This window comes from Streptomyces sparsogenes subsp. cuspidosporus, assembly GCF_039532705.1.
GTDB classification, from domain to species: Bacteria; Actinomycetota; Actinomycetes; order Streptomycetales; family Streptomycetaceae; genus Streptomyces; species Streptomyces sparsogenes.
This window is the reverse complement of sequence record NZ_BAAASD010000020.1, coordinates 16,434-33,226: the sequence shown is the minus strand read 5'-3', so window position 1 is coordinate 33,226 and position 16,793 is coordinate 16,434. Positions and strand designations below refer to the sequence as shown.

The window sequence follows — 16,793 nt, the reverse complement described above, 5'->3', positions numbered from 1 at the left end:
CCGCTCGGCGGCGGGCGCCCGGGTGGCGGTCAGCGCTCCGGGCCGTCCAGGGCCCGGCGCACCTGGTGCGCCAGGGCCGAGGCGTGCGGCTCGGCCAGCAGCGTCCAGTGCCGGCCCGAGCAGGGCAGCACGGTCAGCCCGCCGGGGTGCAGGGCGCTCAGCGAGGCGCGCAGCCGCGCCTCGGTGCGGTGGGTGAGCCCGGCCTTGAACAGCACCGTACGGCAGGACACCGGCCTCGGCCGGTAGCGCAGCATGGCCCGCAGATAGGCCCGGAAGACCCTGCTCACCCCGGGCACCGACCGCACCGCCCGGCCCGCGGGCCCGACCTGGAGCGCGACCAGCGCCTGGTGCCACAGGCCCGCGGCGAGGTGCTGGGGGGCGGACCCCAGGGGGCGGCCGCCGCTGTCCGGCGCGAAGCCGTCCAGGAACAGCAGCAGTTCGACCCGCTCGCCGGCCCGCTCCAGCCGCGCCGCCATCTCATGGGCCACCAGCCCGCCCACCGACCAGCCGCCCAGCGCGTACGGTCCGTTCGGCCGCACCGCGCGCAGCACCCGGATGTGGTGGTCGGCCAGGTCCTCGACCCGGTCGGGGGTGGGCGCGCCGCCCAGCAGCCCCGGGGCGTCGATCCCGTACACGGGGCGGTCCCCGCCGAGGGCCCGGGCGAACTCCCGGTAGCACAGCGCGCTTCCGGCGGCGGGGGCGGCGAGGAAGAGGGGCACGCCCGGGCCGCCCTCCTGGAAGCGGACCAGTTCCCGGGGGGCCGCGGGGACGCTCACCGGTCGCGCGCCCCCGGCCCTCTGCACGGTGTCGGCGTTGTCGGTGCTGCCGGCCCTTTCGCCGTGCTCGGCCAGCGCGACCAGGCTGCCGAAGGTGGGCCGTTCCAGGAACTCCGCCAGGGGGACGGCGATCCGGAGCTCCTCGTGGATACGGCCGCGCAGCCGTACGGCCATGAGCGAGTCACCGCCCAGGGCGAAGAAGTCGTCCTCGTCGCGCGCCGAGGACGTGCCCAGCAGTCGCGTCCAGACGGCGGCCAGCGCCGCGCGGCCGCCGTCCGGCGCCGCGGCCCGGGCGGGGGCGGAGGCGGGGGCCGGGACCCCGGCCCGGGTTACCGCCTGTGGGGGTTCCGGGGCCGGGTGGGGGCCGTCGGGCGTGGCCGCCGCTTCCTCGACCGAGGCCAGCAGGACCGCGTGGTCCGCCGGGGGCCGCTCCACCACCGCGACCTCGGAGAACCCGGCGTCGCGGAGCGCCCGCCGCCACCCGTCGGCGGGCAGGTGGACGGAGTCGGCGCGCAGGTCGTCGGCGAAGCCCCACCAGCCGGGCGCCAGGCCCCACATGAAGTGGGTCCACAGCGCCACCCGCGTCACCTCGACCGCCCCCAGCCAGCCGCCCGAGGCCAGCAGCCCCCTGAGCCGGCGCAGCGTCGCGGGCAGGTCGGGCACCACATGGAGGGCGTTGTAGGCGAGTACGACGTCGAAGCCGGCGGCGGGGAAGCCCTGGGGGCCGGGGTCCCGCGCGAGGTCGAGCCGAGCGCACCGCACCTGCCGCCAGGCCGGGCCGGCCGCGCGCTCCCTGGCCCGGCTCAGGGCCAGGGAGCTGATGTCGGTGAAGGTGTAGAGGTCCTGGGGGTGGGCCGGCCAGGACTCCAGGACGCGTCCGGTGAGTTCGCCGCTTCCGCCGCCGACCTCGAGCACGCGCAGCGGACGGTCCGCCCGGCCCGGGCCCCGGGCGGCGGCCACGGCGGCGGCGAGCTGGTCCAGGCAGGGCCCCGCGTCCGCGACATCGACCGAGTTGTCCGTCAGGCAGGCGCGCAGGAACGTGTCGTCGCCGTCCGGATAGAGCACGGAGACGGGCTCGCGGCGGCCGGCCAGCACCTCCGGATAGGCGTCCGCGCAGTGGTCGAGCATCCGGCGCAGGCCGCGCACCTCCTCGAGACCCGAGGGGTCGAGCGCGGCGCGCAGCCGCTCCTCGATGTCGTCGGGGACCAGCAGTCGGCCGCCGCCCCGGGCCACGTCCGTGCCGCCCGCCGTGTCCGTCGCGTGTTCGGTGAGGAAGCCGTGTTCGGTCATGGCCCGGACCACCAGCCGGGCCGGTCCGGTCAGCTTCCCGCCCCCGGCCAGGCGGTCCGTCAAGTCCCGGGCGGACACCGCGTCGCCGGGCCCGAGGCGGCCGATCCGCAGGCCGAGCCGGGTGGCCAGGGCCGCGGTGTACGCGTCGAGGCGGCGCACCAGGCCGGGCCGCTGGGGCAGGGTGGGGCGGTCCGCGGGCGGCGGGTCGGGCAGCGCGTCGGCGATCCGCCGCGCGGTGGCCTGGTGCGGGGCGGGCGGCGCGGTCGGAGTCGGGGCCGGGGCCGGCGTCGGGCCCGTCGCCGTGGGGACGTGGCCGGCGGGCCGGTCGGTGCCGGTGCCGCAGGGCCGGGAGTCGAGGGGGTGGGGCGGCAGCGAGCAGCGCTGCCGGGACTCCCCCGCGAACTGCCCGACCTCGACGTCCAGTCCGGCCTCCCAGAGCCTGCCGACCGCTTCGAGGACCCGCGCTTCGGCGTCGTCCGTCGCGCCGTCGAGCAGGGGGACCGTGGTGGGCCGCCCGGCGTGGCCGGGGTGGTCGCGCACCGCCCGGCTCATGGAGGCGCCCGGGCCGAGTTCGACGAACACCTCGGCGCCGCCCGACAGCAGGGTGTCCAGGCCCTGCCGCAGGCGCACGGTGCCGGTCAGCTGGGCGGCCCAGTAGTCGGCCGACGCCACCTCGTCGGGGGTGGCCCAGCCGCCGGTGACATTGGACACCAGGGGTACCCGCGGCGCCCTGGCCGTCACCCGCGCCACGCGGGTGCGCAGCGCGGCGGCGGCCGGTGCCATCCGCGCGGAGTGGAAGGCCCTGCGGGTCTCCAGCACCCGGGTGGGCAGGCCGTCCAGCCGCTCGGCGAGCCGCCCGACCGCTTCGGGCGAGCCGGAGATGACCAGGCGGTCATGGCCGTCCACGGCGAGCGTGGGCCGGGGTTCCGGCAGCCCGGCCAGCGCCTCGGCGACGGCCTCGCGGGCGCCGTCCCGTACCAGCTCGACGGCGAGCATCCGGCCGGGGGCGGTGTCCCGGGTGGCCAGCGCCCGGGTGTGCACGAGCTCCAGCGCGTCGGGCAGTTCCCACACCCCGGCGGCGAGGGCGGCGGCGTACTCGCCGATGCTGTTGCCCATCACGGCGGTGGGCCGGATGTCCCAGCCGGCCAGGGTGCGGGTGAGGGCGTGTCCGACGGCGAACAGCCCGAGTTGCTGGTGGACCGGGTCGTGGTACCAGTCCGCTGGTGTCCCCGGGCGCAGCAGTGCCGACAGGTCCGTGCCGGCCTCCCGCAGGGCCCAGGCGCGCACCTCGTCGAAGGCCTCGGCGAACGCGGGGAGGACGGCGTACGCCCCGGCGGCGGCTCCGCCCGGGCGCAGGGTGCCCTGCCCGGGGTACAGAAACGCCACGCCGGCGGAGCCCACCGACTCCACCGCCTCCGCCGAGCCGTCCGTCCCGGGCTCTTCGAGCGCTTCGGCGGCCCGTTCCACGTCGCGGGCGACGACGGTGGCGCGGTGGGCGTACCGGCGGCGGCCGTCGGCCAGGGTGCGCGCCACCTCGTCCAGCGGCGGGGCCGGGGTGTCCCGCAGCCGCCGGGCCAGGTCGGTGCGGGCGCGCCGCAGCGCCTCGGGGGACGCGGCGGACAGCGCCAGCAGCCGGGGCCCGCGCGCGCCCGCGCGGGTGGGGCGCGGTGTCGGGGCGGCCTCCAGGACGGCGTGCGCGTTGGTGCCGCCGACGCCGAAGGAGCTCACCCCGGCGAGTGCCGGGCGGCCCTCGGGCCAGGGGCCGTGGCGGTCGGCGACGGTGAACGGGGTGGTGTCGAGTTTCATCAGCGGGTTGGGCCGCCGGAAGTGCGCGGTCGGCACCAGCTCCCGGTGCCACAGGGTCAGCGCCGTCTTGATCAGGCCGCTGACGCCGGAGGCCGAGCCGGTGTGCCCGATGTTTCCCTTGACCGCGCCCAGGGCGCAGGAGGCGACCGCGTCCGTGGTGGCGCGGAAGGCGGCGGTGAGCGCGGCCACTTCGACCGGGTCGCCCAGCCGGGTGGCGGTGCCGTGTGCCTCGACATAGCCGATGTCCGCCGGGTCCACGTCGGCCCGGCCGAGGGCCGCCAGGATGACATCGCGCTGTCCGCCCGGCGAGGGCGCGGTGAATCCGGCCTTGTCTCCCCCGTCGTTGTTGATCGCGGTGCCGCGGATGACGGCCACCACGCGGTCCCCGTCGCGCAGCGCGTCCTCCAGCCGGCGCAGCACCACCACGCCCGCGCCCGAGCTGGAGACGGTGCCGGCGGCGTCGGCGTCGAAGGGACGGCAGTGTCCGTCGGGCGACAGGATCCCGCCCTCCTCGTACACATGGCCGGTCACCTGCGGGAAGAAGAGCCCCACCCCGCCCGCGAGGGCGGCGTCGCACTCGTATCCGAGCAGGCTCTGCACGGCCTGGTGCACCGCGACCAGCGAGGTGGAGCAGGCGGTCTGCACGGTCAGCGCGGGCCCGGTGAGCCGGAGTTTGTACGCGGCCCGGGTGGCGAGGAAGTCCTTGTCGCGGCCGAGTGTCTGGGCGACGAGCTCCTCCTGTGAGGAGCCCAGGGGCACGGCGTCGCAACCCGCGAACACCCCGATGGGGCCGGGGAAGCGGTGCGGGTCCATGGCCGCGTCGTCCAGCGCGGTGCTCGCGCACTCCAGGAACACCCGCTGCTGCGGGTCGATGCCCCGGGCCTCGCCGAGGCTGTAGCCGAAGAACGACCAGTCGAACCGGTCGGCGCCGGCCACCACGCCGCGCGCGGCCACGAAGTCCGGCCGCTCCGCGAGCCGTCGGTCGATCCCCGCCGCGGCGAGCTGGTCGGGGGTGAAGCGGGAGACGGTGTCCCGGCCGGCCACCAGGTTGTCCCAGAACGCGCGGACGTCCCCGGCGCCCGGCAGCCGACAGGCCATGCCGATGATGGCCACGGCGTCCTCATGCATCGTCGTCCTCCTTCCGGCCGGTGGCCGGGCGCCGGTCGCGCTGTCTGGCCCGGCGTCCCTTCCGGGCCCGCTCCTTGAAGTCCTCCGCCGCCGACACGGCGTGTTCGCGCTCGTCCGGCCCGCCGATCGCCCGGGCCATGGCGTGGACGGTGGCGTGTTCGAAGAGCCGCTGGACGGGCAGTTCGATGCCGAAGGCGCGTTCCAGCCGGCGCTGGAGGGTGGCCAGGCGCAGCGAGTCGCCGCCCAGGTCGAAGAAGTTGTCGTGCACGCCGACGGTGTCGACGCCCAGCACCTCGCGCCACAGGGCGGCGACCCGCCGCTCTCGGTCGTCCTGGGGGGCCACGGCCGGTGCCGCGCCCACCAGGTCCTCGCGCCCGGGCCGGGGCAGGGCCGCGTAGTCCACCTTGCCGTGGGGGGTCAGTGGCAGCTCGTCGAGCCAGACCAGCGCGTCGGGGACCAGCGGGGGCGGCAGCGTCTCGCGCAGCGCGCCGAGCACCGTCGCGGTCGCGGTGCCGGGATCGGTGTCGCCGTCGCCGTGGCCGTCGTCGCCGTCGCCGCCGGGCACCGCGTACGCCACCAGGCGGGCGGACGCGGCCTCGAAGGCGCGCACGGCGGCCCGGGCGACCAGCGGGTGCGCGGCGAGCCGGGCCTCGATCTCCTCCGGCTCGATGCGGTGTCCGCGGACCTTGAGCTGCCGGTCCGCCCGGCCGAGGAACTCCAGGGTGCCGTCGGGCAGCCAGCGCCCCAGGTCCCCGGTGCGGTAGACGGGTCCCGGTGCGCCCTCGGGGCCGTCGGGGAGGAACTTCTCCGCGGTCGGCCCGGGGCGTCGCCAGTAGCCGAGGGCCACGCCGGCGCCCCCGACGACGATCTCGCCGGTGGCGCCGACGGGGCAGCGCCGGCCCTGCTCGTCCACCACGTGCACCCGGACCCCGGCGGCCGGGCGGCCCACGCGCCCCGGGCGGAAGTCCGGGTCCCCGGGGGCGAGTACGTGGGCGGTCGCGGTGACGGTCGCCTCGGTCGGCCCGTAGCAGTTGACCAGCCCGTACGGCAGGCCGGGCGGCGGGGCGGAGCCGAGCGCCGCCCCGCCGTAGACCAGCCGGCGCAGCGTCCGGGGCGGCTCGCCGTGCGCCCAGAGGGTTTCGGCGAGGGCCGCCGGGAGGACGGCGACGGTCACCTGGTGGGCGTCCAGCCACCGGGACACCTCGCCGGGAAACACGGTGCCGGGGTGCGGGACGAGCGTCGCGCCCGCGCCCAGGGTGGGCCAGATCTCGGAGACGGCCGCGTCGAAGCCGACGTTGACGAGCTGGCCGACCCGGTCGGCCGGCCCCAGGGCGAGCAGGTCGGCGAACCACAGGGCGTGCTGGGCGAGCCCCGCGTGGCGGACGACGACGCCCTTGGGCAGTCCGGTGGAGCCCGAGGTGTAGACGATGTACCCGGGGTCGTCGGCGCCGGGCGGCTCCGCTGCGGCGGCGGGCGTGTCGCCGCCGGCCGCGCCCCGGGTGACATCGAGCACGGTGACGGTGTCCGCCACCGCGTCCGGCAGGGGGTGGCCGCCGTCGGTGAGGACCACGCGCGCGCCGAGGTCTTCGAGGAGGTACGCGATGCGCGCGGGCGGGTATCCGGGGTCGATCGGGCAGTACGCGCGACCGGCGTACCAGGCCGCCAGCATCGCCACCACCAGCTCGGGCCCCCGGTCGAGCAGCACGGCCACCGGCTCCGGGCCGTCCGGAGGCGCGGAGCGCCCGGTGTCCGCAGACCGCCCCGTGTCCGCGGGCCGCTCGATGTCCGCAGACCGCTCGGTGTCCGCCGGCCGCTCGGTGTCCGCCGGTCGCTCGACGGGTGCCGATGGCTCGGTGCCTGCCGCTCGCTTGATGCGAGCGGCGAGCCGGCGGGCCCTGGCGTCCAGTTCCGCGTAGCCGATCGGGCCCTCGGGGGTGTCGATGGCGGTGGCGTCCGGTGTCGCCCTCACCCGCGCGGCGATCAGCTCCGGCAACGTGGTGGGCGGCGCGGCGGCCGGGCCTTCCTCGAGGGCGGCGACCGCGGCGCGCTCGTCGGCGCCCAGGCGGGGCAGCGCGGCCAGCGGGCGGTCGGGCCGGTCCACGAGATCGGCCAGCACGGCCGCGGTCAGGGCGGCGAGGCGTTCGGCCTCCGCGCGGCCGACGCGGTCGCCGCGGTAGGCCAGCAGGCCCCGCAAACTGCCGTTCTGTTCCTGGAAGGACACGGTCACGGCGCCCTTGGCGGCCCAGTCGGCGCCCTCGCCGCTCAGCGGGAACCGCCGCAGGGGGTGGCCGCCGAGCGACGGGGCCCGGGTCTCGGGGACGACGGGGGTCAGGGCGAGGTCGACGTACGGGGTGACGCCGTAGCGGCGTTCGGGATTGAGCGCGGCGACCACCTGGTCGAACGGCACATGCTGATCCTCCAACGCCTCCAGCACCCGCTCCCGCGTCCCCCGCAACAACCCCGCCACCGTCGTGCCCCCGTCCACCACCGACCGGATCACCACCGTGTTCGTACACGGCCCCACCACCGAACCGAACCGCTCACCCCCACGATTCGCCACCGGACACCCGAACGTCACATCCCGCTCACCACTCCACCGATGCAACGCCCCCGCGAAAGCCGCCGCCACCGCCATGAACCACGACACGTTCTCCCGCTCCGACACCCCACGCAACCCCTCCAACACACCCACCCCCAACGGCACCTCCACCACCCCCGACGGCTCCACACCCCCCGACCCCGGCCACGACACATAGGCCGGCGCACCCGCCAACCGCCCACACCACCGCTCCACCCCCGCACGACCCGCCACCGACACCGCCGACTCCGCCTGCTCCCGCACGAACTCCCGGTACTGGACCGCTTCCGCGCCGGGCTCCGCGCCCTCGTACGCGGCGCTCAGGTCCTGTACGAGGGGCACCAGCGAGGGGCCGTCGCACACGAGGTGGTGCAGGCACAGCAGGAACAGCTGCCCCTGCTCGCCCAGGTCGATCAGGGCGGGCCGCAGCAGCCGGCCCGAGGCGAGGTCGAAGGGGGTGCCGGCGATCTCGCGCACCGCCTCCCGCCACCGCGCCTCCTGGTCGGCCGGAGGCTGTCCCGACAGGTCCACCTCCTCCAGGGGCGGCGCCCAGGGTTCCCCGATCCGCTGCCACAGCCGCCCGCCGCGCTCCACGAAGCCGGTGCGCAGCGCCTCGTGGCGCGCCACGACGGCGGCCAGGGCCCGGCGCAGCCGCCCGGGGTCCAGGCGCCCGCCGCGCACCCGCCACACCAGGGGCATCGCATAGCGGTCGGGGCCGGAGGAGAGCCGCTGGTCCAGGGCGATGCGGCGCTGGAAGTCCGAGGCGGGCACCAGCTCCCCGTCCGCCGCGGGCTCCGCCCGCGGTCCGTCCTGGGAGGTGTCCGGGGCCGGGAGGCGGTGTCCGCGCTCGGCGAGCGCCTCGTCGACACGGTCCGCCAGGTCCTTCAGCCGCGGGTTCTCGAACACCGTGCGCACCGGCAGGTCCACGCCGAAGCGCGTCGAGACCTGGGACAGCAGGGTGGCGGCCAGCAGGGAGTGTCCGCCCGCCTCGAAGAAGGAGGTGTCCGCGAAGATCTCCGGTACGGGCAGCAGCTCGCCCCACAGCAGCGCAAGGGCCCTGGCCGTCTCGGTGCGCGGGGCGCTGCCGGCCCCGTCGGTGAGGACGGTGCTCGCGGCGGCCAGCTCGGCGAGGTCCACCTTGCCGTTCACCGACAGGGGGATGCGGTCCGCCACCTTGAAGACCGAGGGCACCATGTACTCGGGCAGCCGCTCGGCGAGCCGGGCGCGCAGCTCGCCCGCGCCGGGCACCGTGGCGGGGCACCAGACGTGGGCCACCAGTCGATCGGGGTCCGCCTCGTCCACGGTGACGACGGCCTGCGCCACGTCCGGGTGTCCGGTCAGGCAGCTCTCGACCTCGGCCGGCTCGATGCGATAGCCGCGCACCTGGAGTTGGTCGTCCATCCGGCCCAGGTACTCCAGGGTGCCGTCGGGCAGATAGCGGCCCAGGTCCCCGCTGCGGTAGAGGCGGCCGGATCCGTACGGGTCGGGCACGAACCGCTCGCGCTCCAGCTCCGGCCGTCCCACGTATCCGGCCGCCACTCCCTCCCCGCCGACGCAGATCTCTCCCACCGCGCCGGCCGGCAGCAGCCGGTGGCGCCCGGCGGTGAGGTGCGGGTCCAGGAGGCGGACGGTGGTGGTCGGGAGGGGTGTGCCGATGGGGCTGCGGTCGGCCGCGATGTCCTCGGGGGTGATGGTGCGGGCGGTGACGTGCACGGTGGTCTCGGTGATCCCGTACATGTTGACCACCTCGGTGCCGGGGTGCGCGGCGGGCCAGTGGCCGAGGGTGGCGGGGGCGAACCTGGCCCCGCCGAGGATGACGTACCGCAGGCTCGCCATGCGCCGCTCCTCGGTGTCCGTGACCCGGACGAGCTGCGCGAACATGCCCGGGGTCTGGTTGAGGACGGTGACCCGGTGGCGGCGGACCAGCTCCGCGAGGCCGCGCGGGTCGCGCAGCTCGGGGCCGTCCGGCAGCACGAGCCGCCCGCCGTGGACCAGGCAGCCGAAGATCTCCCAGACGGAGAAGTCGAAGGCGTACGAGTGGGCGAGGACCCACACGTCCTCGGGCCCGAAGCGGAACGGCAGGCGGTCGCCCGTCACCAGGCGCACCACGTTGCGGTGGGTGACCCGCACGCCCTTCGGCCGGCCGGTGGTGCCGGAGGTGTAGACGATGTAGGCGAGGTCGTCCGGGGCGGGTTCGGGCAGGGGTTCCCGGTCCGGGGACACGGCGGTGAGGTCGAGGTCGAGGTCGCCGAGGCGTACGGTCCGTCCCGCGAAGCCGGGGTCTGCGGTGTCGGGGTCAGCGGTGTCGGGGTCGGCGGGTGCGGGGTCAGCGGTGTCGGGATCGTCCGTGAGCAGCAGGGTCGCCGCGCTGTCGTCGAGGATGAAGGCCGCGCGGTCCGCGGGGGCCGCCGGGTCGATCGGGACGTACGCCGCCCCGGCCAGCAGGACGGCCAGGACGGCCTCGACCTGCGCCGGCCCGCGCCGGAGGCGCAGCCCGACGGTGTCGCCGGGCCGTACGCCCAGGTCGGCGAGGGCGTGGGCGAGCCGCTCGGCGCGCTCGGCCAACTGCCGGTAGGTGAGCGTGCCGCCCCCGCCGGGCCGTTCGCCGACCAGGGCCACCCGGTCCGGCTGCCGCGCCGCGCGCTCGCTCACCAGGCGGGAGAGCGTGGTGTGCGGGTAGTCGGCGGCGGTGTCGTTCCACTCCTCGATCTGGCGGCGGCGCTCGGTGTCCGTGAGCGGTTCGAAGGCGCCGAGGGGGGTGCCGGGCCGGGTGACCGCGTCCCGCAGCAGGCGCCGCCAGTGCTCGGCGAACAGCCGCATCCGGTCCGGGTCGTAGTACAGGCCGTTGAACACCAGCCGCCCGTCGGCGCCACCGCCGCCGACATCCCGCAGTGTCAGGATCAGATCGCATTTGCCCAGGCCCGCCAGGGGCGTGGGCGGCCCGCCGGCGGGCGCGTCGCGGTCGAGGTCGAACACCACGTCGAAGAGGGCGGTGCGGCTCATGTCCTTGGGCGGGGCGACCCGGCGCGCCACCTCGTCGAACGGGGCGAGACCGCAGGCGCGCACCTCCCTCAGGCCCGCCTCGCAGGCCCGCGCCCAGGACGCGAAGGACTGGTCGTGGCCGCCGCGCAGGCGCAGCGGCAGGAAGTCGTCCACCGGGCCCACCACGTGGGCCGTGGCGGTGTCGCGGCGCGGGTTCGCCACGCCCACGGTGAGATCGGTCTGCCCCGAGTACCACATCAGCACGGCGGTGTACGCGGCGAGCAGCACGGCCTCGGTGCCGACGCCCTCGCGCCGGGCGAACCCGGCGAGGCCCGTGTCCTCCGGGACGGCGACCGGCAGGGAGTGTTCCTCGTAGACGTGGACGGCGGCCCTGGGGCGGTCCTCGGGCAGCCGCAGGGCGCCGCTGCCGCCGTCCAGCAGCTCGGCGAGGCGGGCCGTCTGCCGCTCCTGGGCGTCGGTGTCCCGCGCCTGCCACCACTGGACGAACGAGGTCGGCGCGGGCGGCAGTTGGCCACCGGCCAGCAGGGTCCGGATCTCGCGGCCGACGGTCCGCAGCGAGGCCCGGTCGGCCACCGCGAGATGCGCGACGAGCACCAGGGCGCACCCGTCGGCGCCGTCCGGGCCCTGCGGGGCGACCGCGGCCCGGAACAGCGGCCCCTCGGCCAGGTGGAAGGGGCGGCGCAGCCAGGCGGCGATCCCCTGGGGGCCGGTGTCCGGCAGGGTGGCGCACTCGACGGGCAGCCGCTCGTGGACGCGCTGGGCGCAGGTCCCGCCGGAGAGCCGAACCGTGGTGCGCAGCGCCGGGTGGCGGTCCATGACCGCCGCGACCGCCCGGCACAGCTCGGCCTCCCCGGGGGTGGTGTCCAGGGTGAGCAGCTGGGACACGTTGTGGTAGACGGGCGCGTCCTCGTAGACCGTGCCGCGCTCGAAGTGTTCGACGAAGGCCATGCGCTGCTGGTGCGGCGTGGCCGGGTACTCCTGGTACGGCGCCGCCTGCTCCGCGCGCGGGGCGCACTCGGCGTAGGCCCGTTCGAGGTCCCGCAGGAAGACCGGTTCTGAACCGATGTCCCACACCAGGTGGTGCAGGCAGCACATCAGCAGCTGGTCCCGGCCGTCCTTCTCCAGGTCCACCAGCATGACGCGCAGCAGCCGGCCCGAGGCGATGTCGAACGGCTCCTGAGCGAGGGCCTCGAGCGCCGCGCGGGCGTCGGCCATCCGGTGCTCGGCGGTGGCGCCCTCGGCGACATGGTGCGCCACCTCAGGGATCCACGGGTCGCCGACGACCTGCCGCGGTCTGCCGTCCCGCTCCCGTTCGACGAAGCGGGTGCGCAGCGCCTCGTGCCGGGCCACGACCCGGCCGAGCGCGGTGCTCAGGGCGGCCGGGTCGAGGCCGCCGCGGACCCGCCAGGCCAGCGGGACGTTGTAGAAGGAGCCGGTGCCGCGCAGCCGCTCGTCCAGCCAGATCCGCTCCTGGAAGCCGGACACGGGGAAGGATCCGTCGGCCTCCCCGATGTCCCCCTCCCCGGTGTCTCCCTCCCCGGTTTTCGCCTCGGCGGTTTTCGCCTCGGCGGCGGGTGGCGCGGGGGCGCGGCGCTCGTCGAGCTCCCGGGCGAGGGACGTGAGGCGCGGGTTCTCGAAGACGGTGCGCAGGGAGATCTCCACGCCGAGCCGGGCCGCGACGCGCGAGACCAGGCGGGTGGCGAGGAGGGAGTGGCCGCCCAGCGCGAAGAAGTCGGGGTGCGCGGCCGGATCGACCTCGGTCCGCAGCAGGTCGGCCCAGATGGCGGCGAGTTCCCGCTCGGTGGCGGTGACCTGGGTCGCGGTGGCCTCGGCGCCGGAGACCTCGGCGCCGGGCTCCGGCGTGGCCGTGGCCGTGACGGGGGCCGGCGGAAGTTCGGCGCGGTTCACCTTGCCGTTGACGGACAGCGGCAGGTGGTCGAGGACCATGTACGCGGACGGGGTCATGTAGTCGGGCAGCTGCCGCTGGGCATACGCCTCGACGGCCGCGGCCAGTCGCGGATGGCGCTCGGGCCGGATCGGCTGGTTGGTGAACACCTCCGCCGGGGTGCTCGCGGCGGGTGTCCTGCGTCTGGGGTAGACGTCGGCGACGAAGTCCGGGGCCGTGGGCCCGGCGCTCGCGGGGAGCGCCGCGGGGTCCAGGAACAGCACGTCGAGGCTGCCGTCCGCCGCGTTGTCCGCCCAGGTGAGGACGGTGCGCAGCCCGAGGCCGCGGCCCAGCGCGGCGAAGTCCTCGGGGTCGGGGACACCGTCGTCCGGGACACCGTCGTCGCGGACACCGTCGTCGGGGAGCGTGTCGCGGACGCCGTCGAGGGCGTCGCGGGCCGCGGCCACTCCGGTACCCGCGCACACCTCGTGTTCCGCCCGCAGCAGCGGGAGCACCCTCGCGTTGGGCACGCCCGCGACCCGCAGCGCGGCCGGCTGCTTGTCACGCAGCCAGCGGCCCACATCGGACAGGCCGGCCACGTCGTGGCCCCAGCGGGCCACCGTGGCGTCGGCGCACGAGTACGGCTCGGCGCCGGCGGACGCCTTGCGCAGCACGGCCTCGTAGCGGAACTGGGTGAGCTCGTTGTGCGCGCGGCCGCGCTTGACCCGTACGTCCACACCGGCGACCTCGGGCAGCGCGCCCAGGTGCTCGGTGAAGAACTCGGGCTCCACGAGGAGTTCCTTCTCGTGGAGCATCGCCCGCTCCACCGTGCGCTTGAGCCCGGCGAGGTCTCCGGGCGCGCCGTCGTCACCGGGGTCGCGCCGCAGTTCGACTCCGGTGCGGAACTCCCGCAGCAGCCGCTTGGGCCGTACGTCCCCGACGAAGAGGTGTCCGCCGGGCGTCAGCGTGCCCAGGGCACCGCGCAGCGCCGCGGACAGATAGGCGGCGCTCGGCAGGTACTGCACCACCGAGTTGACGACGACGCAGTCGAAGTGGTCCAGGGGGATGCCGGACAGGTCGCGGGCCTCGCGCCGCAGCAGCCTTACCCGGCCCGCGAGCCGATCGTCCTCGCGTACGCCCGCCCCGAGCCGGGAGACGGCGCGCTCGGAGAAGTCGGTGGCCCAGTACTCGGCGCAGTGCGGGGCCAGCCGGGCCAGGAGCAGTCCGCTGCCGGCCCCGATCTCCAGGACGCGGCGCGGGCGCAGCGCGAGGATCCGGGCGACGGTGCGGTCACGCCACTCCCGCATCTCGTGGCGCGGAAGGGGCGTGCCGTGGTAGCTGTCCATCCAGCCGCCGAAGTCCTCGCCGAGCGCGGCCCGGTCGCCCTCCCGGTACATGTCCTCGTAGATGTCCTGCCACTCGCGGACACGCTCGCGCTCACCCGTGTCGCGCCCGGCCGCCTCCGGCTCGTGCGTGTCCCGCCCGGCCGCGCCCCGCTCCGCCGCGCCCCGCTCCGCCGCGCCCCGCTCCGCCGAGTCCCGCTCCGCCGCGCCCCGCTCCGCCGAGTCCCGCTCCGCCGAGTCCCGCTCCGCCGCGGGCAGGAGGTAGGCCACCAGGCGCTTCGCGCCGCCGGGGGCCGGCTGGGGGACCACCACGGCCCGGGCCACATCGGGGTGGCGCTCCAGGCTCAGCTCGATGTCGTGCGGCTCGACCCTGAAGCCGCGGATCTTCACCTGGTCGTCGGCGCGGCCGAGGAAGGCGAGGGTGCCGTCGGAGGCCAGCCGCACCAGGTCACCGGTGCGGTACATGCGGCCGGGGTGGAAGGGGTTGTCGCGGAAGCGCTCGCGGGTGGCCTCGGGGCGGTTGACGTAGCCGGACGACACGTGCGCGCCGCCCACCCACAGCTCGCCCGGCGCGCCCTGGGGCACGGGGCGCCCCTCCGCGTCCAGCACGTACAGGGTGGTGTTGTCCATCGCCCGCCCGATGGGGACCGGGCCGCGCGGTGGCCGGGTCATGCGGTGGCGGGTGGCGAACGTCGTGGTCTCGGTGGGCCCGTAGCCGTTGACGACGACGATGCCGGGGCAGGCGTCGAACACCCGGGCCACGGCCGTCGGGGACACCACGTCGCCGCCGGTCCACACCTCGCGCAGGCCGCGCAGGCAGTCCGGCTCCTCCTCGGCCAGCGCGGCGAAGAGCCCGGCGGTCAGCCATGCCGCGGTCACGCCGCGGCGCGCGACCGCCGTGCGCAGCGTGGCGGGCAGCAGGGCCCCCGGCGGGGCCACGCAGACCCGTCCCCCGGACAGCAGGGGGACCCACAGTTCGTACAGCACGGCGTCGAAGGCGTGCGGCGAGTGCCACAGGACCCGCTGGTGCGCGCCGCCGGACCAGCAGCGGTCGTAGGCGAGGGAGACGATGTTGCGGTGGGTGAGCTGGACGCCGGAGGGCACTCCGGTCGAGCCGGAGGTGTACATCACGCAGGCCGGCGCGTCCTGGGCCACCGGCTCGTCCGGCGCCGGCGGCACGGGGGGTGCGGTCCGTTCCAGCTCGGCCACATCGGCCACGGGCCGGCCGCCGGCGGCGTGTTCGCGCACCAGGGGCAGCTCGCGGGTGGCGCCGTCCACGAGCAGCAGGTCGCCGTCGGCCTCGGAGATCAGCGTGCGCAGGCGCGCGGGGGGCTGCCGCTCGTCCAAGGGCACGTAGGGGGCGCCGTTCTTGACGAGGGCGAGCAGGGTGACCAGGAGTTCCACGGACCGCTCCATGAACACCAGGACGGTGGCGCCGGAGCGGGCGCCGCGCTCGCGCAGCAGCCCGGCGAGCCGGTCGGACCGCGTGTCCAGCTCCCGGTAGCTCAGCTCGGTGTCGCCGCCGGCCACGGCCACCGCGTCCGGGGTCCGGGCCGCCTGCCGCCGGAACAGCTCGCCCAGCGACGCCTCGGGGAGCGGCCGGGGCGCCTCGTTCCAGGTGTCGAGGAGCCGGCCGCGCTCGCGGGGGCCGGTGCACTCGGCGCTCGCCACCGGGCGGTGGACGGTGTCGGGGCCGAGCCCGTGCAGCAGGGTGGTCAGGCGCTCGTGGTGGTCGGCGAGCGCGGCGTCGTCGCAGCGGTCGGGGTGCACGTCCAGGGTGAGCCGCAGGTCCTCGCCACCGGTCTGCTGGTAGCAGCACAGGGTGAGGTCCTCGGTCGGCATGACGGAGAGGTTGTGCAGCGTCCCCGAGGCGCCGCCGAAGTCGGCCGTGCCCAGCGGCGGTATCAGGTTGACCAGGGGCCCGGCGGAGCGTCTGCGCTCGGGCCAGCCGAGTTCCCGGCGCAGGTCCTCGCTGCGGTAGCGGTGGTGGGCCATCGCCTGGGCCACGGCCTCGTGGGTGTCGGCGAGGAGCCGCGACCAGGTGGTGTCGGCGGTGACGCTCAGCCGCAGCGGCAGGACGTCGGACATCATCCCGGGGAACCGCTCGGATCCGGGGGTGGCGCGGCTGCGGCTGCCCAGGCCCACCACGATGTCCTCACGGCCCGTCATACGGGCGGTGTAGGCGGCCATGGTGGCGATCAGGGCGCGGGGGAAGTTGGTGCCCGCCTCCCGGGCGGCCGCGCGCAGGGCCCGGTGCCGTGCGGCGGGCAGGGTGAAGGCCAGCCGGCGCACCTCGTGCGCGGCCACGGCCGCCCCGCTCCCCTCGGTCAGGTCGAGGGGTTCCGGGCGGTCGGCGAAGCGGTCGAGCCAGTAGGCCCGGTCGGCGGCGAACCGGTCCGAGGCGCGGTAGTCGGCCACCTCGGCCAGGGCGTCGCCGAGGCTCTGGAACCGCGCCGGGGGGACCGGGCCGCCCGTGCTCAGCGCGCGGTACACCTCGGCGACCCGGTGCGTGATCAGGTTGAAGGCGTGGCCGTCGGTGACGGCGTGGTGGTAGCGCTGCGCCCATAAAGTGCGTCCGGGGGCGACTTCCAGGACCGCGAAGTCGGCGACGTGGCCGGCCTCCAGGTCGAAGGGGACGCGCAGGAATTGCCGCAGCCAGGTGTGCGCCGCGGCCAGGGGCTCGGGCTCGCCGGTCAGGTCGTGCACGGGGATGTCCGGCGCGGTGGGTGGCAGCGGGATCTGACGCGGTGGGTCGGACCGGCCGTCGAAGCGGACGTGCAGTCCGTCCACCTCCACGACCACGCGTCCGATGGCGTCGAGGAGCAGACCGGTGTCCACCGCTCCTTGGATGTCGAGGTACTGCAGACAGTTGTAGGCGGGGCTGGCCGGATCCAGGCTCCGGGCGTACCAGATGCCGGACTGGGACGGGGACAGGGGGTGGGACGGACGGGCAGCCATGACTGTTCCTGCTTCCTCTTCCTGCG

The 16,793-nt window shown here is 76.4% G+C and carries 2 protein-coding genes; both read right to left on the bottom strand.

The genetic code is table 11. The features are described 5' to 3' along the window. Window positions 1–29 precede the first annotated feature (29 nt). Complete coding sequence (locus tag ABFY07_RS22995) at window positions 30–5,000, bottom strand: beta-ketoacyl synthase N-terminal-like domain-containing protein (RefSeq protein ID WP_346176304.1); 4,971 nt, start codon at window positions 4,998–5,000, stop codon at window positions 30–32. Next, window positions 4,993–16,767: an amino acid adenylation domain-containing protein gene (locus ABFY07_RS22990; protein WP_346176303.1), complete on the bottom strand. Its 11,775-nt coding sequence runs from the start codon at window positions 16,765–16,767 to the stop codon at window positions 4,993–4,995. The genes ABFY07_RS22995 and ABFY07_RS22990 overlap by 8 nt, the downstream gene beginning before the upstream one ends. Between the last annotated feature and the right edge of the window lie 26 nt (window positions 16,768–16,793).